This window comes from Candidatus Brocadia sinica JPN1 (genome assembly GCF_000949635.1).
In the GTDB taxonomy this organism is placed as follows: domain Bacteria; phylum Planctomycetota; class Brocadiia; order Brocadiales; family Brocadiaceae; genus Brocadia; species Brocadia sinica.
On sequence record NZ_BAFN01000001.1, the window covers coordinates 252,619 to 274,048 of the forward strand.

General features: G+C 40.1%; 19 protein-coding genes. 15 read left to right on the top strand and 4 right to left on the bottom strand.

Annotated features, from left to right (window positions below):
* The first annotated feature begins 410 nt into the window (after positions 1-410).
* The 10 genes from BROSI_RS01140 (at position 411) to BROSI_RS01185 (ending at position 11,430) form a co-directional block, all read left to right on the top strand.
* Complete coding sequence (locus BROSI_RS01140) at positions 411-968, top strand: Uma2 family endonuclease (RefSeq protein WP_052561578.1); 558 nt, start codon at positions 411-413, stop codon at positions 966-968.
* Entirely contained in the window at positions 958-1,638 is a 681-nt protein-coding gene (thiE, locus tag BROSI_RS01145; protein ID WP_082058949.1) for a thiamine phosphate synthase, read from the top strand. The genes BROSI_RS01140 and thiE overlap by 11 nt, the downstream gene beginning before the upstream one ends.
* Before the next feature lie 125 nt (positions 1,639-1,763).
* Positions 1,764-2,147: a phosphoribosyl-AMP cyclohydrolase gene (locus tag BROSI_RS01150; RefSeq protein WP_052561580.1), complete on the top strand. Its 384-nt coding sequence runs from the start codon at positions 1,764-1,766 to the stop codon at positions 2,145-2,147.
* Between the two features lie 168 nt (positions 2,148-2,315).
* Positions 2,316-3,068 (top strand): OmpA/MotB family protein, encoded by a 753-nt coding sequence (locus BROSI_RS01155; protein WP_052561582.1) that lies wholly within the window; start codon positions 2,316-2,318, stop codon positions 3,066-3,068.
* Between the two features lie 286 nt (positions 3,069-3,354).
* Positions 3,355-5,232, top strand: coding sequence for a cytochrome c biogenesis ResB family protein (locus tag BROSI_RS01160; RefSeq protein WP_052561584.1), 1,878 nt, complete (start codon positions 3,355-3,357; stop codon positions 5,230-5,232).
* Entirely contained in the window at positions 5,229-6,080 is an 852-nt protein-coding gene (ccsB, locus tag BROSI_RS01165) for a c-type cytochrome biogenesis protein CcsB (protein WP_052561586.1), read from the top strand. The genes BROSI_RS01160 and ccsB overlap by 4 nt, the downstream gene beginning before the upstream one ends.
* A gap of 24 nt (positions 6,081-6,104) precedes the next feature.
* Positions 6,105-6,377, top strand: a complete 273-nt coding sequence (locus BROSI_RS01170) for an acylphosphatase (protein WP_082059326.1) — start codon at positions 6,105-6,107, stop codon at positions 6,375-6,377.
* A gap of 59 nt (positions 6,378-6,436) precedes the next feature.
* Positions 6,437-6,730 carry a DUF167 domain-containing protein gene (locus BROSI_RS01175; protein ID WP_052561589.1) on the top strand — a complete coding sequence of 98 codons (294 nt, stop codon included), beginning with the start codon at positions 6,437-6,439 and terminating at the stop codon, positions 6,728-6,730.
* A 17-nt stretch (positions 6,731-6,747) separates the two neighbouring features.
* A complete protein-coding gene (gene ileS, locus BROSI_RS01180) occupies positions 6,748-9,564 on the top strand; it encodes an isoleucine--tRNA ligase (protein ID WP_052561592.1) in 2,817 nt (938 codons plus the stop codon).
* 510 nt (positions 9,565-10,074) lie between these two features.
* Positions 10,075-11,430 carry a carboxypeptidase regulatory-like domain-containing protein gene (locus tag BROSI_RS01185; RefSeq protein WP_052561595.1) on the top strand — a complete coding sequence of 452 codons (1,356 nt, stop codon included), beginning with the start codon at positions 10,075-10,077 and terminating at the stop codon, positions 11,428-11,430.
* Positions 11,431-11,534: 104 nt separating this feature from the next.
* On the opposite strand, the gene BROSI_RS01190 is transcribed toward BROSI_RS01185, so the two are convergent.
* Positions 11,535-12,608, bottom strand: coding sequence for an IS630 family transposase (locus BROSI_RS01190; protein ID WP_052561596.1), 1,074 nt, complete (start codon positions 12,606-12,608; stop codon positions 11,535-11,537).
* A 350-nt stretch (positions 12,609-12,958) separates the two neighbouring features.
* Between BROSI_RS01190 and BROSI_RS01195 the strand changes: the two genes are divergently transcribed.
* Positions 12,959-13,699, top strand: coding sequence for a hypothetical protein (locus BROSI_RS01195; RefSeq protein WP_052561598.1), 741 nt, complete (start codon positions 12,959-12,961; stop codon positions 13,697-13,699).
* Positions 13,700-13,818: 119 nt separating this feature from the next.
* Here the strand turns inward: BROSI_RS01195 and BROSI_RS01200 are convergent, their stop codons facing one another.
* Positions 13,819-15,048: an ISL3 family transposase gene (locus BROSI_RS01200; protein ID WP_052561599.1), complete on the bottom strand. Its 1,230-nt coding sequence runs from the start codon at positions 15,046-15,048 to the stop codon at positions 13,819-13,821.
* A 194-nt stretch (positions 15,049-15,242) separates the two neighbouring features.
* Here BROSI_RS01200 and BROSI_RS01205 point away from each other — a divergent pair, with 194 nt between their 5' ends.
* The 3 genes from BROSI_RS01205 (at position 15,243) to BROSI_RS01215 (ending at position 17,416) form a co-directional block, all read left to right on the top strand.
* Entirely contained in the window at positions 15,243-16,124 is an 882-nt protein-coding gene (locus BROSI_RS01205; protein ID WP_052561601.1) for a hypothetical protein, read from the top strand.
* A 603-nt stretch (positions 16,125-16,727) separates the two neighbouring features.
* Positions 16,728-16,997 (top strand): type II toxin-antitoxin system Phd/YefM family antitoxin, encoded by a 270-nt coding sequence (locus BROSI_RS01210; RefSeq protein ID WP_052561603.1) that lies wholly within the window; start codon positions 16,728-16,730, stop codon positions 16,995-16,997.
* Positions 16,994-17,416, top strand: coding sequence for a type II toxin-antitoxin system VapC family toxin (locus tag BROSI_RS01215; RefSeq protein WP_052561605.1), 423 nt, complete (start codon positions 16,994-16,996; stop codon positions 17,414-17,416). Before BROSI_RS01210 ends, BROSI_RS01215 begins: the two co-directional genes overlap by 4 nt.
* 7 nt (positions 17,417-17,423) lie before the next feature.
* Here BROSI_RS01215 and holB read toward each other — a convergent pair whose 3' ends face one another.
* Together holB and BROSI_RS01225 are read right to left on the bottom strand one after the other, a co-directional pair.
* Entirely contained in the window at positions 17,424-18,482 is a 1,059-nt protein-coding gene (gene holB / locus BROSI_RS01220) for a DNA polymerase III subunit delta' (RefSeq protein WP_052561607.1), read from the bottom strand.
* A gap of 192 nt (positions 18,483-18,674) precedes the next feature.
* Positions 18,675-19,001: a lipoyl domain-containing protein gene (locus tag BROSI_RS01225; protein WP_052561609.1), complete on the bottom strand. Its 327-nt coding sequence runs from the start codon at positions 18,999-19,001 to the stop codon at positions 18,675-18,677.
* 867 nt (positions 19,002-19,868) lie between these two features.
* Here BROSI_RS01225 and rny point away from each other — a divergent pair.
* Positions 19,869-21,425: a ribonuclease Y gene (gene rny, locus BROSI_RS01230; protein WP_052561611.1), complete on the top strand. Its 1,557-nt coding sequence runs from the start codon at positions 19,869-19,871 to the stop codon at positions 21,423-21,425.
* The last annotated feature ends 5 nt before the right edge of the window (positions 21,426-21,430 follow it).

Below are 21,430 nucleotides of genomic sequence, written 5' to 3' on the forward strand. Positions count from 1 at the left end.
GTGGAAACGAGTGGGTAAAATTTGCATTTTTATATCTAAGGTATACTTGTGCCCTTTGATAAACGAACGATTCTTCTCCTCCAACCGAACATACTCCTGCTGAGAGATATTAAAAGGATTGAAAAGACACGGATGACGGAACGGAAGAGACCGGGGTAAGATGGTCTGGATAAAAGGGGACAGAAAAAATGCGCTGAAGGCAGGCTGTGTTGGATATATTCCAAAACCGGTAGATATAAGGGAGTTTCCGGGAGAAATTAAAAATTTCCTGCAAAAAAATAAACCTTGAATTTACCTACATCCTGTATTAATATCAGTAAGCAGGTTATGCAGGAAGCTTGATATCCGGTTTCTTGCCTCTTCCTTAACCTCAAATACTCACATCCATAGCCAGTTTAATCGGTGAAATTATGACAAAAACTGATGGAAAAGTTAAATTTACTTATCGGGATTATCTTCACATGCCCGAAGATAGACGGTACGAGCTTGTCGAAGGAGAATTCTTTATGATGCCTTCACCAAATGAGCCCCATCAGCGCATATCGGCAGAGATTGAGTACCTTTTGCAAAGTTATGTCAAAAAACATAAAACGGGTTTTGTGTATGATGCCCCATTTGATGTGGTACTCTCCGATGAGGATATTGTACAGCCTGATATTATCTATGTATCAAAAGAACGAAGAAATATAATTACCCATAACAATATACAGGGTGCGCCTGATTTAGTGGTGGAAATTTTTTCCCCAAAGATAAGCTACCGCGACCGTGAGATTAAACGTAAACTCTATTATAAGTATGGTGTAAAAGAGTACTGGATTGTAGACCCCATAAAGCAGACCGTAGAGGTGTTAAGTCGTGACGTGGCCGGTTATAAAAAAACCGGCATGTATGATGTCGATACCCCCTTGTCCTCGCCCCTCCTCCCAGACCTGTCGATGAATTTGAAGTCCGTGTTTTATGAGACGTAAGCAACCACCCGGCAATCTTTCCCTGATACTGATTACGGATAGAAATCTCTGCAAACACCCATTTTTGGATACAATAAAACTGGCGCTGAAAGGCGGTGTTAATACCATACAATTAAGGGAAAAAGGCCTTACGACCAGGGAACTGTATTTATTAGCGCATGAACTCAGAAAGATAACCTTAGATTTCGGAGCTAATTTAATCATCAATGACAGGGTCGACGTTGCCCTTGCAGTGGAGGCGGACGGTGTGCATTTGGGATGGCAGTCCCTTCCCTTTCATATCGCAAGAAAATTACTGGGTCTCGAAAAACTTATCGGAATATCCACCCATAGTCGTCAAGAAGCATTGCATGCCCGGGATTACGGGGCAGATTACATAACCTTTGGGCCGGTCTTTGATACACCTTCTAAGGCAGGACTTCTTAAGCCCACCGGGGCCGAAGAGATTCAAAGTCTGAAAAGTAATGTTACGATGCCAATCATCGCGGTGGGTGGAATCAATGAAAAAAATGTAGAAACTGTTTTAGCAAGGGGAGCGGATGGTATCGCTGTCATTTCGAGCATTATGTATGCCGGTAATCCTGAAGATGCAGCCAGAAGTTTATGCAAGAAAATTGTAACGTCCAGGCCGGAGAAACCCCCGGTTAATAATTTCCAGATCACAACATAAATTCTGAATCCGGATGTCGAAATCGTTCGGCAAAGCGCTCACGACGAAGTCCGAAACAAATACAAAATATTACAGTCCTCATTCACAAAGCACTTTAAAACAGACAATTAACAAGGAGATACCTTATGCAACTGCTGGAAAAATTACAGTTTAATGAAAAGGGGCTTATTCCCTCGGTAATAGTAGATGAGCTGGGTGGAAAGGTGCTTACCTTATGTTATATGAACAAAGACGCCATTGAAAAGACGATTGAAACAGGCAAGGTGCATGTCTTTCGTCGTTCTCAAAACCGTCTGATGATTAAAGGGGAGACTTCGGGTCATATTCAGCTTGTAAAAAGGGTGTTTTTCGATTGTGAAGGAAATTCACTCGTTTTTGTTGTGGAACAGCATGTTGCTGCGTGTCATGCAGGTTACAGAACATGCTTTTATCGGGAGTATATCCCAAAGACAGATAGTTTTCAGATCGCAGAAAATAAGGTTTTCGACCCTGATAAGGTTTACAAATAACCAGATATTCAAAATAATTACAATGTCATTACAAAAAATAAAATTCATTGAAAAAACGCTTGAAAACGGACAAACCAAATGGTATAGTTTGATTTCACTATTGATATTTCAGGCTGTTTCGTGACGTTATTAAAATTTTATTCCGCCTCACCAACTGGAGGAAAAAACATGTCTCAATATAGGAAATACGTGAAGTTTTTCCTTTTGTTAGCCTTTGTGGGAATGTCAGGTTGCGCCGAGTTGAGCGAGCTGAGAAATTTAAACAGAAGACAGGCAATTACAATTAGGGACCAATCTGACGAGATCGCCAGGCTTAATGGACAGCTTTCTTCTCTATCGGATAGGCTTAAAGCAAGCGAAGAAGAGATGAATAAACTCAGAAAGCTTGCAAAATCAATTGGTGAAGGTGTAACTGTCAGAGATACCGTTGAAGGGCCAGTGCTCCTTTTCCCGGAGAAAGTACTCTATGATTCAGGCAGTGCAACAATAAAGCCCAGCGGAGAAAAGGCCTTGAAAAAAATGGCAGATTTCCTTAAAGAGAATCCACGTATTGCCATCAGAATCGATGGTCATACTGACACAGACCCTATTTTAAGAACAAAACACCTGTGGGATTCAAACCATCATTTATCTGCTGCGCGAGCGTTAAGCGTGTTTCATTTTCTGACAAAGAGTGAAGCTATTTCCGAAGGAAGGATTCATGTTGCCGGGTTTGGTCCAAATCGCCCCATCGCATCCAATAGCACGCCTTCCGGAAAGAAAGAAAACAGGAGAGTGGAATTTTTAATATTAACGGCAGTTGCTTCGTTGCCTCCGAAGGAAACTTCATTAATGACCGGGCAAGAACCGGTGTTGAAGGAGCAGCCGGAAGAGATACCGGTAGAAACATCCGAAGAAACGGAAGAGAGTGAAGAAAAATAAGTTGTTTGAGGAAATGGTTTCTTCCAATAGCCTGCAGCTATTGGAAGAAACGTTGGTTTAGTAATTGTAGTAATGTAAATAGCCAGATACATCAAGCCTGCGTTATCCACAATTCGCAAACCAAGTTTCAAAACAACCCCAGTCTGAAAAGAGTCTGTCACTTCCAGGGTTCTAAAGCTTGAATCGAAAGTATTTACGATCTGTTCAATCTTTCATAGCGATGTATTGATATTATTTATAGTTTATTGTAAACGTATTTTTAAGGCATTTACAGTTTGATAATTTTATGAAAAATGGAAAACAGAATCAACCTCGCACAATAATGGAAACAAAAGATGCTTCTCAACAAATCATCCAGAAACGGGCAAACCGATACGGGCAAAAGGATACCAACAAAGTTTGGGATTTTTTTTGTTCAGTAAAACTTGCAGTAGTAATTATTTTGATTATGGTTGTGGCGTGTATTCTTGGTACGGTGATCTTGCAGGAAAAAACCCTTGATGAATATACTGCAAGATATGGGTACGGACTGGCAACTTTTTTCAGAATAACACAATTGTCGAATGTCTTTTACTCCTACTGGTTTTCATTCCTGCTGGTATTACTTTGTGCCAACCTCATTTGCTGTACTATCAAACGGTGGAGAAATACCTTCCTGCAGACCGGCTTTATACTTACCCATCTCAGCCTTGTTTTAATATTGATCGGCGGAGTTGTAAAATTTCAACTTGGTGTAAAGGGCGGCGTAAATGTTTACGAGGGGAAATCGGTGGATTATTTTCTTACACAAATGATTAATCGGCAAGGGAAATTGGATTACGTAAAGAAAGATTTACCATTTTCTATTGCTTTAGATGATTTCATCCTGGAAAAAAATGAACCAAAATTTCAGCTTGTGTCCTATGTGAAGAGCAAAGACCGTCAAAAAGTGTTGGACGTTAAACTTGGGAAAAGACAACGAGTTCCTGGGTCGGAGTATGGGGTGACCATCAAGGACTATATTCCAGATGCAGAATTACAACAGGAACCGATAAATACGTCAGACAAACCCGAGAACCCTGCTATTTTTGTAAGACTGATGGGGTCAGAAAATGTTGCCGCAGAGGGGTGGTTGTTGGCTCATGACCGTAACTATTATGAGGATAGAAAACAAAATTTACGAATAGAATATATCTGGCTGCCTTCCCAGACGGAGTTAGATAAAGCCATTAGTTCTCTTGAGACCGGGCATGCAAAGTTATCTGTAGCGATAGCTGGTCAGGGATTGTCTCAGGACTATTCTCTGGAGTTAAATAAAGTTTTTAAATTTGAAGGAACTGAATACTCGATAAGAATGTTACAATATGTGCTTAATTACGGAGATAAAAGGCCTTTAAATGAACAGCCGTCGGATAATCCAGCTGTTCAAGTAGAAATCAATGGCCCGGAAGGCGCCGAAACCCGTTGGGTATTTGAGAAATTTCCCGACTGGGATAAAATGCATCCTGCGAAATATAAAAATGTAAAACTGACCTGTAGCGGAATTGCCAGTATCTATACGGCAAAAAATACCATAAGAATTTTTCAGTCACCCGAAGGAAAACAGGTAATTGTATATATAAAGGATAACCGAGTTGTAGAAACCATGCCATGGGAATTGGGAAAAAAGTACACTATTGCTGGTACGGGTAATCAGATTACCATAGCTAATTATTTCCCATCCTTCGATTTCAAAAAAGAAGTTATAAAAAAATCTGATACGGTTGGAACACCAGCGATCTATGTTGAGGTTGATGGCCCTAGCGGGAAAGCCGATGATTGGTTGTTCTCCAATAATCAATACGCCACCTGGTATACCGATAATAATCTTGCGCTCGTTTATGAATCCACGGGTGAGTCAATCAAGCACTTCACGAGTAAGTTGCGAATCGTGGAAAACGGTCAAACCGTAGCGGAAAAAATCATCAGGGTGAACGATCCTTTGAAGCATAGAGGATATGTCATTTATCAATCAAGTTATGATCCTGAAGCCGGAAATTTTTCCGGTTTGCAAATTGTTAAGGATCCTGGCATTCCGGTAGTCTATTCAGGTTTTGGTGCATTGTGTTTTGGAGTTATATTTATATTTTACATAAAGCCATTTCTGCGAAAAAACAAAAAAAGAGGCGGAGGGACAATAAAATGAGTTTAATCAATATCACTTTGATTGTATATGTAATAGCGTCCGTTAGCTACATAGTAAGAGAGATTTGGGGATCCAAAGCCACAAGATGGACTTCTCTTGGATTACTCATTCTGGCATTTTGTCTGAATCTGGCGATGGTGGCAAAACGTTCTATAGAAGCGGGTCATCCACCCTTTTCTAACTTATATGAATCGCTCATTTTTTATGCCTGCTGCACGGCCTTTGTCTATATTATATTCGAATTTGTTTATAACTTTAGGGTCGTTGGCGCCCTGGCATCCGTCCTGACGATGTTAATATTGCTCTATGCAACACTTCAGGATGATACCATAAGACCTATTATGCCGGCATTGAAGAGTAACTGGATGTTGGTACATGTTGTTACCTATATGCTTGGATATGCTGCTTTTGGCATTTCGTTCGTAACAAGTATAATATTTTTGGTTGTTAAACCTTTTGCCAGAAAAGGTAAAGAAAACAAGGAAAATGAGGAAGGAAAGGAAATATTACCAAGAAATTTCGATAAGTTAAGCTATAAAATAGTTGCTTTTGGATTTCCTTTTCTTACCTTGGGTATGGTTACTGGTGCGGTTTGGGCAAAAAAGGCGTGGGGCGATTACTGGTCGTGGGATCCTAAAGAGACGTGGTCTTTGATTACATGGCTTGCATACTTAGTTTATCTACACACCCCCCTTGTTTTACCGAAAATGAACATTAATAAATCGAAGGCCTCTGTTATTTTATCGTTCTGGTTACTCTTCGCTTTTGGAATAGTAAACTTTACTTTTGTGGGTTTAAACTATTTACCTTCCGCAGCCGATAGTGAACACATTTACGGGTCCAAATAGTCTTTGAAGAGTAAGCATATGCCTATGACAAGGGCACATGTTTATGTACACGGCAGGGTTCAAGGAGTATTCTTTCGTGCTTCTACAAGGGACATGGCTAGAGTCTTTGGCGTTAAAGGATGGGTAAAGAATTGTGTAGATGGTGGTGTTGAAGCTGTCTTTGAAGGTAAAAAAGATGCCGTTGATAAGATGGTAACCTGGTGCAGAAAAGGCCCTGTTGTCGCTTTTGTTGAAAATATCGATGTATGCTGGGAAGAATACTCCGATGAATTCGATGAATTCTCGGTAGTTTATTAATAACTGCTCAATATCAGGTGGTATTTATAATCACCTGATATTGAGCAGTTGCATTTAATATGCTTGATATTGTTACTACAAACTCAGGCGTTATTCTATCCGTCAGAACCCAACCCGGTTCAAGCAAAAACCGCATTATAGGTGAGTACGGGGGACGTTTAAAATTAGCCGTTACTGCAGCCCCGGAAAAAGGGAAGGCAAACAAGGCCGTAATTGAACTGCTGGCAGATACACTTCATATTAATGAATCGTCTATTCATATTATTTCAGGAGAATCTTCGAGAGATAAGAAATTAATGATCGAGGGATTAGCCCCTGAAGATTTAAAATCCCTGCTGAATCTTCGATCTTAAGGAAATTATTCACCCCTATGGATTATAAAAATACACTCAACCTGCCTACTACTCAATTCCCCATGAAGGCAGATTTGCTGAGAAAAGAACCCGAAATCCAGAAAAAATGGGAAAAGGAGCAACTCTACGAACAAGTTCGCAAGGCACGTGCAGGCAGAGAAAAATATATCCTACACGATGGCCCCCCTTACCCGACCGGCGAATTACACATCGGTACCGGCTTGAATAAAATATTAAAAGATTTCATTGTGCGCTTTCACACAATGAAGGGTTATGATGCGCCTTATATCCCTGGCTGGGATTGTCACGGCCTGCCGATTGAACACCGCGTAATGCAGGATGTTGGTGAAGAAAGGAAAAATTTAACCAAACCAGAAATTCGGAAAAAATGCAAAAAATATGCAGAGAAATTTGTAAAACTCCAAAGAACTCAATTTAAGACGCTGGGGGTACTGGGAGACTGGGAACATCCGTACCTGACCTTTGATCCTCAATATGAAGCAGGTATCATTGAGGTATTTGGAAAACTGGTTGAAAAGGGATATGTGTATCGAAGCAAAAAACCCGTCCACTGGTGTCCCAATGAACTTGGACAAACGACCCTTGCCGAAGCAGAACTTGACTATAGAGAAGAAACTCCCAGTCCATCCATTTATGTAAACTTTAAACTCACCGACGGTATCGACAATTTATTCAAAGGTGCAGACAGCAATAATTCGTATATCATGATATGGACAACTACCCCCTGGACACTTCCGGCAAACGTTGCAGTCGCCATCCACCCTGAATATGAATATATAGCCATTCGTTATTTGAATCCCAAAACGCAAAAGAAAGAAATTACAATCCTTGCCGATAAGAGGGCTGAATTAATCATGTCTGCGTTAGGAATCAAGGATTACGAATGCCTCGGCAAGGTACAAGGGCGTTTATTGGAGGGTATAAGATACCGGCATCCTTTTATAGACAGAATAGGTTCTGTAGTATTGGCAGACTATGTAACCTTATCTGATGGGACGGGCTGTGTTCACACAGCGCCAGGACATGGCCAGGAAGATTATCTTACCGGCATTAAATATCATTTACCCCTGTTAAGTCCCGTTGATGAAAAGGGTAATTTTACCAAAGAGGCAGGTGAATTTGCCGGGCTCAATATCTTAAAAGAAGGAAACGACGCGATAATTAAAAAACTGGAGATGTTAGGGGCGTTGCTTGATAAAAAAGACATTGCTCACTCCTATCCCCATTGTTGGCGATGTGATGATCCGGTTATTTTCAGGGCAACGGAGCAGTGGTTTGTCAGTCTTGATTATAACAACCTGCGTCAAAGGGTATTGGATGAGATAAAGCGGACGAAATGGATACCTTCCTGGGGCGAGAATCGTATGGCAAAGATGATTTCGGAACGCCCTGATTGGTGTATCTCCCGGCAGCGCTCATGGGGTGTGCCAATTCCCGCCTTTCATTGTAAAGATTGCCGTCAGGCACATATAAATACAAACACAATCAATTATGTGAGAGACAGATTTGAGAAGGAAGGGGCCGATATCTGGTTTTATAAGGATGTATCTTATTTTTTACCGTCTGATACGAAATGCTCTCAATGTGGGGGTGACCGGTTCGAAAAAGAAATGGATATCTTCGATGTCTGGTTCGAGTCTGGATCGAGCCACCATGCTGTTTTACACAAGCGTGCCGAATTATCGTATCCAGCCGACCTTTACCTGGAAGGGACGGACCAACACCGCGGATGGTTTCAGCTTTCATTACTTCCATCGGTTGGTGCATGGGATAAGGCGCCTTTCCAATCTGTTTTAACACACGGATTTGTTGTTGATGAACAGGGAAAAAAGATGTCCAAATCCCGTGGAAATTTCATCTCGGTTGAAGACGCCTTGAAGGAATTTGGCGCTGACGTACTCAGGTTATGGACTTCTTCTCTGGACTATCAAAATGATATGAGCGTGTCTCGTAATTTAATCATCAGGTGTTCAGATGCTTACAGACGGGTTCGTAACACGTTCAGATATCTGCTCAGCAACCTTTACGATTTTGATCCAAGGATAAATATCATAGCCTATGAAGGATTACTGGAGATAGACCGCTGGGCATTGCATAAGACACAAGAATTAATTAAGAACGTTACGTCGGCCTATGAGTCGTTACAGTTTCACCGTGTTTTTCATAATATCTACAATTTTTGTTCGGTGGAAATGAGCGCCTTTTATCTGGATATTTTGAAGGACAGGTCTTATACCTTTCCAAAAAATTCAAGAGAGCGACGCGCTGCACAGACGGTGATGTATTACATCCTGTTAAACCTTGTTAAATTATCCGCACCGATTATTGTTCACACTGCGGAAGAAGTATGGTCAGCAATTATCCATAAGGGTGAGGACGTCTCCAGTATTCATTTGACGACATTTCCAAAAGAAATTCCTGTCTGGACAGACAACTCTCTCAACGAAAGATGGGAGAAGCTAATCAACATGAGAACCGATGTGGCAAGGGAACTGGAAAAGATGCGTGCTGCCAAGTTGATAGGCAACTCATTGGAGGCATCTGTCAATCTTTATACAGAAAACGAAGACCTCTGGCAATTTCTCAAAAGCTACGAAAAAGACCTTCCGATGATACTTATTGTGTCTGAGGTAAAACTGGACAGGAATATCACATCCGGAGCGGTGAAGGGGGAATTAACCGGAAATCTCTGGATAGAATGCAGTGTGTCCCAACACAAAAAATGTGAAAGGTGCTGGAACTTGAGAGAGAGTGTGGGAACCGTTAAGGAACATCCTACCATATGTGCCCGGTGTGTTACCGCACTTCAATAATTTTCAAAGATTAAGCTTCAGCCTTCGTTTTCTCTAAAAAATCTTACCTGAGTATTATCATGATTCTTATACGCCATCTAATAAGAATTAGCCTAACAGTGTTGTAAAAACAACCTTTTTGTGTCATATTACCATAGACCGAAACAACATCTCTCTGTAATAATTTAGTTTCTTTGTAACATTTTCCCGTTTGAAAATTATCTTTAAATAAACTGCCACCGCTTGTTCCCAAACTCCTGTTTGGGAACACAATTACAGAGAAACTGAGTTTCTCATCCAGTACGCTCCCAAACAGAAGTTTGGGAGCGGGCAGCTAAAAAATTAGGTTTTACCGCTTGTGTGCGTGAACTTCAGTTCGCAGGACATCGACATAAATGTCGTGCTACATGTCCCGACTTGCTCGAATCAGGATGTTTTTCAAAAAACTAAATGTTTCCATTTCTTTTTGTCACCTCGCTTACCGGGTTGAATCATGTAATATTTTGAAAATGTAAGAAAGGTGGTAAAACTATGAAAAACACCTCTTTTATCCCTGTCTATTGTTTGATAATTATTTGCAGCATTTTCGGTTTATGGATAAATTTGGCATTTGCCACGCCATTACCGGTGGTTGCGACGACGTGTGAAGCAACGGATGTAACATCAAACTCGGCAACCTTGCATGGGAAAGTTGGTAATTATACCGGAGATCCCGTCCAACTAACAATATGGTTTATGTATGGGACGGCTCGTGACAATTACAGTGATACATCTACATCTGCAACACAAATTGTGAGCGGAGGTACCACAATACCGGTGGGCATTGGCATAAGTGGGTTGTCTCCTAACACAACTTATTATTATAGGATTGTAGAACAGTCTAATGAGTTTGGCGAGTCCATGGGAAGGGAAAAATCTTTTACTACATTATCAGCGACACCCACAGTAACAGTTACACCAACACCATTTCCAACCTCTAATTGTACTATACCTGGCAGGGTGATAAATGCAATAACGAAAAAAGGTATTAAAAATGCATGGATTAGTGGTACTAGTTCCTATGTAGCTACCACTGATGCGGATGGTTATTATAGTTGGTACGATGACAATGAGTCACGTCTTGAATTATGTTGTGGAGGTGCTTATACTCTTACTGCATCAGCAGATGGTTACAAATCGTTATCGCAACTTATTGACATAGAGCCTTGTAGTCCTCGAACATTAGATTTTGAGTTACAACCCATTACAACACCTACTCCAATAGTAACACCAACACCATGGCTGATAACAGAGGATGCAACAAATATAACATCAAACTCGGCAACCCTTAATGCAACAGTCCCTTTGGTAGTAGGATATATATATTTTGAATACGGTACTGTAAGCGGTTCGTATGCCAGTTCTGTAGATGCTGTAAGGGAAGATATATCAGATAAGGTGAATGCAAACATAATCGGATTATCACCAGCAACGACTTATTACAATAGAGTAGTTGTATTCGAGAAGCCACCGGGTGGTTACACATATGGAAATGAAAAATCCTTTACTACGTTAGCTGCAACGCCTACAGTAACACCTACGCCTGTATGCGAAGCTGAAACTATAGAGGCATTTCCCAAAACACTGAAACTCAGGAAGGAAGAGAGTGGTAACATGACGGTAACGGTGACGAGCAGCGAAGGTTGCCCGGTTGCGGGTGAAACGGTAACGTCGAAGATTAAGTCTGGTAAGAAGCGTATATCGATCTCACCGCAAAGTACGGATACGAACGTTAACGGCCAGGCCATATTTACGATTACGGCTACGAAGAAGACCGGTAACGCAAAGGTCAAATTCGAGACCACCAGTGGATTGAAGACAACGGTAACTGTGAAGGTGAGAAGATAACAACACGTGACATTTCAAAAAATAACGACGAAAATAACTAAAAGAAAATCTGAGTTTGAAGAATTAACAAAATCCATTTAAGTTATCTGATGAAAAGCTAGTGCTTAATTGCATAAATTCCTTATAGTATTTCTTAATTGCGAACCCTTGACTTCCCTCTTACGCCATACGAAAGGTTTGGCATTGGGCTGATAAGCTTCAATGAATGCCTCGATTGCAGACCTCAACTGCTCAATACTTTTGAAGCCGGCGTTCTTCAAAGCTTTTCTCGAAAGAATGCCAAACCATATTTCCACCTGATTGAGCCAACTTGCAGAAGTCGGAGTAAAATGGAATTTAACATTCGGGTGTACTGCCAACCATTTCTCATTTCGCTTGTGAATACAGTAGTTGTCGAGAATGACATGGATTTCTTTCTTATCGCTATCCGGCAAATCCAAAAGCAGTTGATCCATGAATGCCAGAAATTCCACTCGTCTTTTTAATTCCGTTGTTTGCGCATGAATAGTTCCTGTTGCCACATTGAGAGCTGCAAACAGATTCAGTATCCCATGACGCTTATAGGCGCTTTTGAGGCCACGCACGATTTTTCTGTTACTTGTACATACATAGCCTGTGGCCCGCTCCAAAGCTTGAATGCTTGGCTTTTCGTCGACAGAAATCACTATGGCATTCTCCGGTGGGGACAGGTATAGGCCTACTATATTAGCTGCTTTGGGTGCAAATTCTGGGTCAGTACTCACACACCAGCTTCTTTGCCGTGCAAGGCAAATGCCTTCCTTTCGGAGAACACGCCAGACGGCATCGTCTGATGCTCCCAAATGCTTTGCAAGAGAGGGACCGTCCCAACTTGCCTGTCCTTTTGGCGACACAAGCTCCAATGTCTTCAAAACCTGATTGCGAAACTCCTTATCATATTTCGGGGGTTTGCCGGAACGAGGCAGATCATACAAGCCTTTAATCCCGTTTGCGATAAATCGGTCACGCCATTCAATAACAGTATTTTGGGATATCCCAAGAGCAGTGGCCACCTTATTCACCTGCTCTCCGTCAAGTAACATGTTAATGATTTTAGCTCGTTCAACAAGCCGCCACTCTATACTCCGACTGTTGGCCCATTCGGCAAGAGTCTGCCGGTCTTTCTCAGAATAGCAAGGTATTGGTGCTTTTCTTGGCATTGTAGACCCCTTCACAAAGAAACAAATCGGAGTCTACTATATTTAAATTATTTTTGCAAGTAAGCACTAGCTTAACAGTGTTGACAAAATGGCTTCTCTGTGTCATTAATGCAAAATAAGCTATTAATATTTATTTTGCAATGACTAATAATGCGTAATACGCCTTTAGGGAAAAATTAAAAATAGTTTTTTTGCATACATTTTGAAATCAAATTGTGGTAAGATGCGATCTATTCCTGACATATTCAAGAACAAGAGTCTGAAGTTTTATTAAGCATATTTTCAAGCTATTTCTAAAGCTTCTTGAGCATTGCAAGAAATTTTGAAAATTTAAAGGAGGCTGTAAAATTATGAAAAACACATCTTTTGTTATTGCCTATTGTTTGTTAATTACTTGCAGCATTTTCATTTTATATTCAAATTTAACATTTGCAGAAGCAACACCTATGGTTACAGCTACACCAGTAACAACACCAACACCGCAAAGTGTAATAACACGTGAAGCAACGAATATAACTTCGAATTCGGCAACTTTGAATGCTACTGTCTATTTTGGTGCAATCCAAAGCATGTTTTTTGAATATGGTACTGCGAGCGGGTCGTACACCAACTCTGTGGGTGCTGTAAGAGAAGATACCTCAGAGAAGGTGAGTGCAGACATAAGCGGATTATTGCCCGCAACTACTTACTATGATAGAATAGTTGTAGTGACCAAGCCTCCTCCAGATACAGGATACACGTATGGAAATGAAGAATCCTTTACTACGTTAGCAGCAACACCTACGCCTGAATGTGAAGCTGAGTCTATAGAAGCATTTCCGAAAACGCTGAAACTCCAGAAGGATGAGAGCGGTGATGTAACGGTAACGGTAACATGTGCAGACAGTTCACCGGTTGTGGGTGAAACCGTAACGGCTAAGATTAAATCAGGTAAGAAGCGTATATTAATCTCACCGCAAAGTACGGATACGAACGTTAACGGCCAGGCCATATTTACTATTACAGCCACGAAGAAGACCGGTAACGCAAAGGTCAAATTCGAAACCGCCAGTGGCTTGAAGGCGACAGTAACCGTGAAGGTGAGAAAATAATGATGCAAGCCATACCGAAAACAGCGAAAAGGATTTTAGGAAGAAAATCCTTTTGAAACATTAAAGAAACTTGGGGTTATGGATAAGGATTTTGTAGCAAAATTATGTGTCTTTCGTATTTAAGTTGAAAGCTTAGGGTCAAGAAGTCCGCAATGTTGATGAATCTTGAGTAAGAAGTATTTGACGTCTCGATAACCGTATGCCATGCGCTTGAACCTCTTTATTTTGTTATTGATTCCTTCTGATATAGCAGACGTTATTTTGCAAACAAAATAGTTCAGAACATAATGCCTCTTCCGGAAAAATTTGTATCCTAGCTCTACAAATGATGCTATCCCAGACCTTATTGCTGTCCCTATCCACGCCCTCAGATTTGCATATGCTACCCTTCGATTACTTGCTACATAAAGAGAAAGAAACTGCTCCTTTAAAAGCATTGCCTTATATACCTTCTCATTGAGCGTTGAGAGTTTATCTAAAATGTCCTTCTGCTTATTTGTAACCTTATTTTGCATCAATATAAACCTCTTGTTGCAATGAAGAATTCGACTCAAGTCTTCCTGGTTTTGTTGCCTGGCTTTTCTGAGTTCTTCCTTCCTTACCGCATCTACTGCCTCATTGAGATACTTCTTTACATGAAAATGATCCAATACTATCAAGGCATTCTTCAAATGCTCTTTCGTAGACGTAAGAAAACCCTTTGCTCCATCACTTGCCATTGCCTTTATCCTCTTACAACCTTCCTTGCCTATCTTACGATAAAATTTATCCAGCGTTGTCTTGCCCCGTCCATCGTGATTCCAAATCACCTTGCGCTTTTCCACATCAACAACATTGGTAACATACTTGTGCCACTTCTGCCATGCAACCTCATCCACACTCATATGACGCGGCGCCTTCACTTTCTCAATTCTCTCCAGTGATAACTCCTCTAACATCTCCTTATCTATCCGGTACACCGTCTCATCGTCTATTCCAAGAAACCATCCTGCTTCCTTATTTGTCGTTATTGAGGTCAGTCGATACACCTGTTCCACAAAACGCTTCGTAAATCTCCCCCTTATCCACTCGTGCTCCTCTACCCGAATACTCCCATCTTCAAGGCACATCGATTTCCTCTTCGGTACGTGCAAATATACCCTCCTACTACTCATCGGTAGGTCTTCTACTGTTATTCTTCCCACACTATGCACTGCCGTATTGTGCACTTTACCGCAACCTGAACATACACTCGTTCTTTCTTCCTCTTGCTCCAATAAAAACTCTATACTGCTTTCCGTGCTGGATATCATATGCGTTACTTTAAATCCTGGAATTCGTAATAATTCTGTGATAGTATCTAACCGCATCGAATTTCTCCTCGTGTAGTATGATCTTATCTCTCATAAAACCATATTACATACGGATGAAATTCGATGCTATCCTTTTACTCTCATCTTTTACCCTATCTTCCCTACTTATATTTTCCTGTCTTCAACTTTTTTACGAATGAACCAAATTTTATAGGATAGTAGATAAAAGAGCAGAGACGCAAAAGGAGGCATTGGAAGCTGGGGAATCAGGCGATGTAAAAATAGATAGGAATGAAATAAATAGCTATGAAATAGTACCCATGCCAGATTGCAGTGATAATTCACATCGCACTCAAGGGATATGGTATTATGTAACTGATATAAAAAATGATGTAAATAATCCTTATGGTCAGTATTATCCCAGAAGTGAGAATAGATTTGCTATTGATTGTATGATGAATGTTCATACTTCTGGTTTGTTTACAGGAAGTGCAAACCAATGGATATATACACCATGTCATGGTCCATTTAGTTTAAGTCTTGAGGTGGTTGGGGTTTACGGAGACTGTGTATCTTGGGGAGATAAAAAGATTTATGTTTATGATTGGGCACGAAATGCTAATTGTGACAGCCCAGGATTTAAACTAATTGGAAGTTTATCCACCATGGGAGATTATAAAACCTCTATAGATGATGGATTTGGAAATACACAAACATATATTCATGTCATAAATTCTACTAGGTATCTTCCTTCCACGCAAAAATGGATTAATGAGGTTTATTTTTTTAATTATGCTACTCCAGCGGGAAGCTGGGATTTAAAATATTCGTATGAATATCCCGATTATGATCTGCTTGGTTATACGTGGTGTGACGGCAATTATCATTCTTGGGGTAATTCCAGTTGGGCGGGAGTCATGGAGTGGTCTCATTCTACTGAAAACCCACTTCCACTAAAAGAAGTCGCTTTTAAAGATCTTAAACGTATATTTAACAATTATATTCAGAGCTTAAATAGTTCAATAAGAGCCTTCAAACAAGATTTAATTCCTCAGGGAAATGTAAATAGGAATTATATTGCGTGGACATCGTATTACACATGGCGTTGCGATTCATCACTTAATCAAGATTGAAAAAATATGTGAGATACAAAGACCGCTATAAAGTGAGGTGTATGTAAATACACAAGAATGAAATTGTGCCTGATGTTGAGAGAGCCTTCTGTATCGGCGGAAGGCTCTTTTATTTTATTAGAAAGAAGTTATAAGCCAAACTTAATTTCTAGTGGTTCTGTAAACAAACTAAATGAGCAATAAAAAATATAAACATTATAATCAAATCGATCTTACCGCAAATTGCAGATACGGACGTTAACGGCCAGGCAGTGTTTACGATTACAGTTACGAAGAAGAGCGGTAACGCAAAGGTCAAATTCAAAACCGCCGGTGGATTGAAGACGACAGTAATCGTGAAGGTAAGAAGATAATAATGCAATCCACGCCAAGAGGCAGCAAAAGGATAACTGCAAGTTGAGTAAGGGTGGATTAAGCAAAGCGAATTCACCATTGAGGAAAACATGGAAGGTGGATTCGGCGCAAAAAACTGCGCCTTAATCCACCCTTTTCGCTGGTTCAATCGTCCCCGATTGATAATCTCTGGCGAACTGAAGTTCACGCTACAACCGCAACTTTGAAATGTTATTGACATAGGTAGCTACTAAGAATTACAATGTAGCCATGATTACCGTTGGCATTAAAGAATTAAAAAATAGATTGAGTTATTATCTTCGCGAGATAAAAAAGGGTGAAAAGATTGCAATTACCGAAAGGGAGAAGGTGATCGCTACCATTATTCCGGTAGAGAGGGTAGATGTGGACTCCAAACTTCTTTCACTTGTGAAAGAGGGTTTTGCCGTATGGAAAGGTGGTAAACCTGTGGGAAGCAGACACCCTGTAAAAATCAAAGGAAAGACTGTCTCTGAGATAGTCATTGAAGACAGAAGATGATTGTCTACATTGATACGAGCGACCTGGTTAAATTATATGTGGAGGAGACTGGTTCTGAGAGGATAAAAGATATAATTCAGAATGCAACAGTTATTTCCACTTCAATAGTAGCTTATGCAGAAGCGAGGTCTGCCTTCGCAAGGAAACAAAAAGAAGATGGTTTTTCAATTACCATGCTACAAAAAATTGTAGCAGATTTTAATAGAGACTGGGAAAGCTATTTTGTAATTGAGGTTACCGATGGATTAATACGGCTTGCAGGTGATATTGCCGAAAAGCATCTGCTCAGAGGATTTGATTCCATTCATTTAGCGTCAGCAGCTAATTTAAAAAACAAAATCAGGTCAGATGTGTGCTTTTCAAGTAATGACCTCAAACTGAATCGGGCCGCAAAGAAAGAGGGAATTATTGTTCTATAAGAATTATTCACCTGAGAGAAAAATGTTCTTGTAAAGACGGTATTCTGCAATTAAATTGAAGGTGAAGTATCTTTGTTATCATATTCTCAAGCAACAAAGTAATATTGGCATTATGGTCAAGATGTCCAAGTGATGTCTTGATCACATTGATAATACGGAACAACACATCTTCAGATAATGAGTTGCTTTTCGATATTAATGCATCTTTCCAATCAATATAATGAATAGGTAACTTGCTCCCCCCTGTCTTACAAATAAGCAAGTCCCTGTAATACAAAAGAAATGAAAGTATCAGTTCTTTTACGTACGTTCGTTTTTCTTCTAATACTTCCAGATCCTGGATATGCCATTCTTCGAATAATTCCTTTGAAAAAGTTAAATTATCATTCATTTCTAACTTCAAAATCCGATCAACAAGCCAGTTCTTCTTTTCAAGGGCATGTGTACCGGAAAGTAATGTAGCCCTCTCAATACTGCCATTGGATACGACTGCTAATCGTTCTGCTTTTTTATTATCCAGTTGAAACCGATTTATGAGGATATCTTTTACCACGGTCGATGATAACGGAGAAAACCGTACTATTTGACACCTCGACCGAATCGTTTCCCTGACTGATTCTAAAGAGGTAACAATTAATATAATAATAGCATAGGAAGGCGGTTCTTCCAGTGTCTTCAATAAACAGTTAGATGCCTCTTCGTTCATCTTGTCTGCTGATTGTATAATTACTATTTTATACTTTGATTCCAGCGGTTTGACGTTCAGGACATCCTGGAGATATTTTAATTGTTCTATTTTAATCACCCGACTGTTTTTCTCGGGGAGTATGAAAAACAGGTCAGAAAAATTGTCACTGGTGATTCTTTTGCAAGAATTGCAGGTATCACACGCATCTGTACCACGATGTTGGCAAAAAATCGTCTTTGCTAATTCTCTGGAAAATAATGTTTTACCGATACCTTCCTGACCGGCGAAAATATAAGCGTGTGCCAGACGGTCATTGAGAATAGCATTTTGAAACAACTTTATGGCACGATCTTGGCAAGAGATGGTTTTAAAAGACATGTAAATGACCGTCTAAAATAGATGCGTAATAATATTGTATGTCCTGGGATCTTTTGGGAAAAAGTCTTTTACCCCCTTTCAACCACCTGTGGGAGGTAGATGAAGGGGGGTAACTGGTTGTATTATGTTGTGCTACAGATAGGCACAACAGGGAATGATATTTCGCACTGGTACTGCCCGATATTTGAAAGACTAATCTTCCTCCTCCTCCTCCTCCTCCTCCTCCTCCTCCTCTCCATCATCATCATCATCATCATCTTCTTCTTCTTCTTCTTCCTCTTCGGTCTCAAGGATTGCCATAATGTCACCTATTTTCACTACGTCACCTTCCTGTGCAAGTATCTCTAACAATCTCCCAGATACCGGGGCTGTAACATTAAAAGTGGTTTTTTCGGTGATCATTTCAACAAGGTCTTCACCCTCTTCAACCTCTTCATCTTCTTCAACATACCAAAAAGAGACTGTCGCTTCGTCTCCGTTATTTCCTTCCACTTCGGGTAATTCTACTTCGACTCTCATATAGATTCTCCTTAATTATCAAAGCAATGGTTTTGCCGAAAAATATCCAGTCTTTCATTGAAAAAACTGTAGTAAAATCAAAGTAAAAGATTATACTTAGCGATATTTTTCTTGTCAAGCATCAAGGTAATAAATAGAAAATCAAAAACGGTTATTTAGGATGCATAATTTCTTAACCCTTTTCATAATACGGATATAAAATCGCTTGACTTGGTTTAAAAGATTGTTTAAAATTCGACATAAATGGCAAACTACTGACAAAAGTGTTCCAGAAGGGATACGTTATGCTTCTAGAAACATCTTTAAAGTTTTGAGGTATGTATTGTCAGTATGAGGTATTTTTGGCATAGGCTTAAAGAGAGGTTCGGGAAGCGCTGATCTAAGGAATGTCCCTGATATTATAAATCTTTATATTAGAAATAGATGGAGAAATGAACAAAAACAGTATATCAATACTTATAAAGTAACTGTTGTTTTTGATATTACGGTTTTGTTTCTTAATGATTGTCATTTAACGATAATCATTCATGGATCTTAAAGAAAAAATATTTAACAAGCCCAATCTGATCTGTCCAAGAGGTATTTTAAAGAGGCGGCGCTATTGCTACAATCGATGCGACATTTTACATAATCACAATTATGCCAATGTCGTATTTCAAAGTAAGACATGTAATTTTTGAGAAATATTTCTAAAAGATCCTATCCTTCATTTTCTATTCTGATTCTATTCAAACCGACGTTTCGCTCGGGTGGCATTCCTTCCAAAATTTTCATTTTTCCCGGCCTTCATTTCTTAGGATTTTATTGCATATAAGATCGTTTTTTATTTTTGGAGGATGAGCCCAATAAACTGGCTTATAACGTAAAATGCAACTATTTCAACTACTGGCATACCTCCTTCTTCCTGTATGTCTTGCCCTCGGATACTTTATTTGTATACTTGTATACAAGAAGAAGCAAGCTGCCAGCGAAAAGAAGATAAAGCATCTTCTTGAAGAATCACAACAAGCGGCTGAAAAAATTAAGAAGGAAGCTGAACTGGCAGCAAAAGCGGAACTGTACCAACGCAGAGAGGCTTTTGAAAAAGAAACCCAGGAAACGAAGATGGAGTTAAGGTTACATGAAAAGAGGTTGAGCAAACGAGAAGATAACCTGGAACGCAAAATGGAATTATTAACAAAAAAAGAGCGGTATATTGACACGCTTTCCTCCAATTTTGCCTTAAAGGAAAAAAAAGTAGATGAAAAGAAATCAGAGCTTGAAAAGTTAATAGAAGAAGAAAACAAAGCCCTCCTGAAAATCTCCAATTTATCCAGAGAAGAGGCTGAAAAACTTTTATTAAATCGGTTAGAAAAAGAGCTTGACATTAAATGCTCCGAACTGATTTCGAAAAAAATAGCGGAAGCAAAGGAAAATGCAGAACAAACTGCTGTGTCATTAATAAGCACTGCTATTCAACGATGCGCAGCGACTCATACGGCTGAAAATATCGTAAGTTCAATTGAACTCCCCAACAACGAAATGAAGGGGCGCATTATCGGACGCGAAGGAAGGAACATCCGCGCCTTTGAGAAGGCAACCGGAATTGACGTTATTGTGGATGATACCCCCGGAGTAATCGTCCTTTCCGGATTCGATAGCGTTCGTCGTGAAATAGCACGGCAATCGATGGAAAAATTGATTCTTGATGGAAGGATTCATCCGGCGCACATCGAAGAAATTGTGAAAGAAACAGAAAAGGAAATAGAACAGGTTATTCAGGAAACCGGGAAGCAAACGTGTTTTGAACTTGGGATTCATAATATCCACCCGGAATTGATAAAGCTTGTTGGAAGACTTAAATATAGAACGAGTTATGGTCAAAATCAACTGCAACATTCTATCGAAGTCGCAAACCTCATGGGTATTATTGCAGGCGAATTAAAACTGGATGTCCCACTGGCGAAAAGATGCGGCCTTTTGCATGACATTGGCAAGGCTATCGGTCCGGAAATGGAGGGCACTCATGCCGTTGCAGGCGCAGACCTTGCAAAACGCTATGATGAAAGACCTGAAGTGGTAAATGCAATTGCCGGTCATCATGAGGAAGCGCCGGTGGAATCTATTTATACCGTGTTGGCGAGCGCTACCGATGCAATTTCTGCCGGCAGACCAGGTGCAAGGAGAGAAACGTTAGAAAAGTATATTAAACGATTGGAGAAACTGGAAAGTATTGCAACTTCTTTCAGCGGTGTGGAAAGCGCCTATGCTATTCAGGCGGGAAGGGAAGTGCGTGTGATGGTATGTCCGGATAAGACCAATGATAAGGCTGCTGCCAAGATGTGTTATGATATTGCCAGGGAGATTGAAGGACAGTTGGAATACCCGGGGGAGGTTGTTGTTACTGTAATTCGGGAAACACGTTTTGTTGAACGTGCGAAGTAGCATAT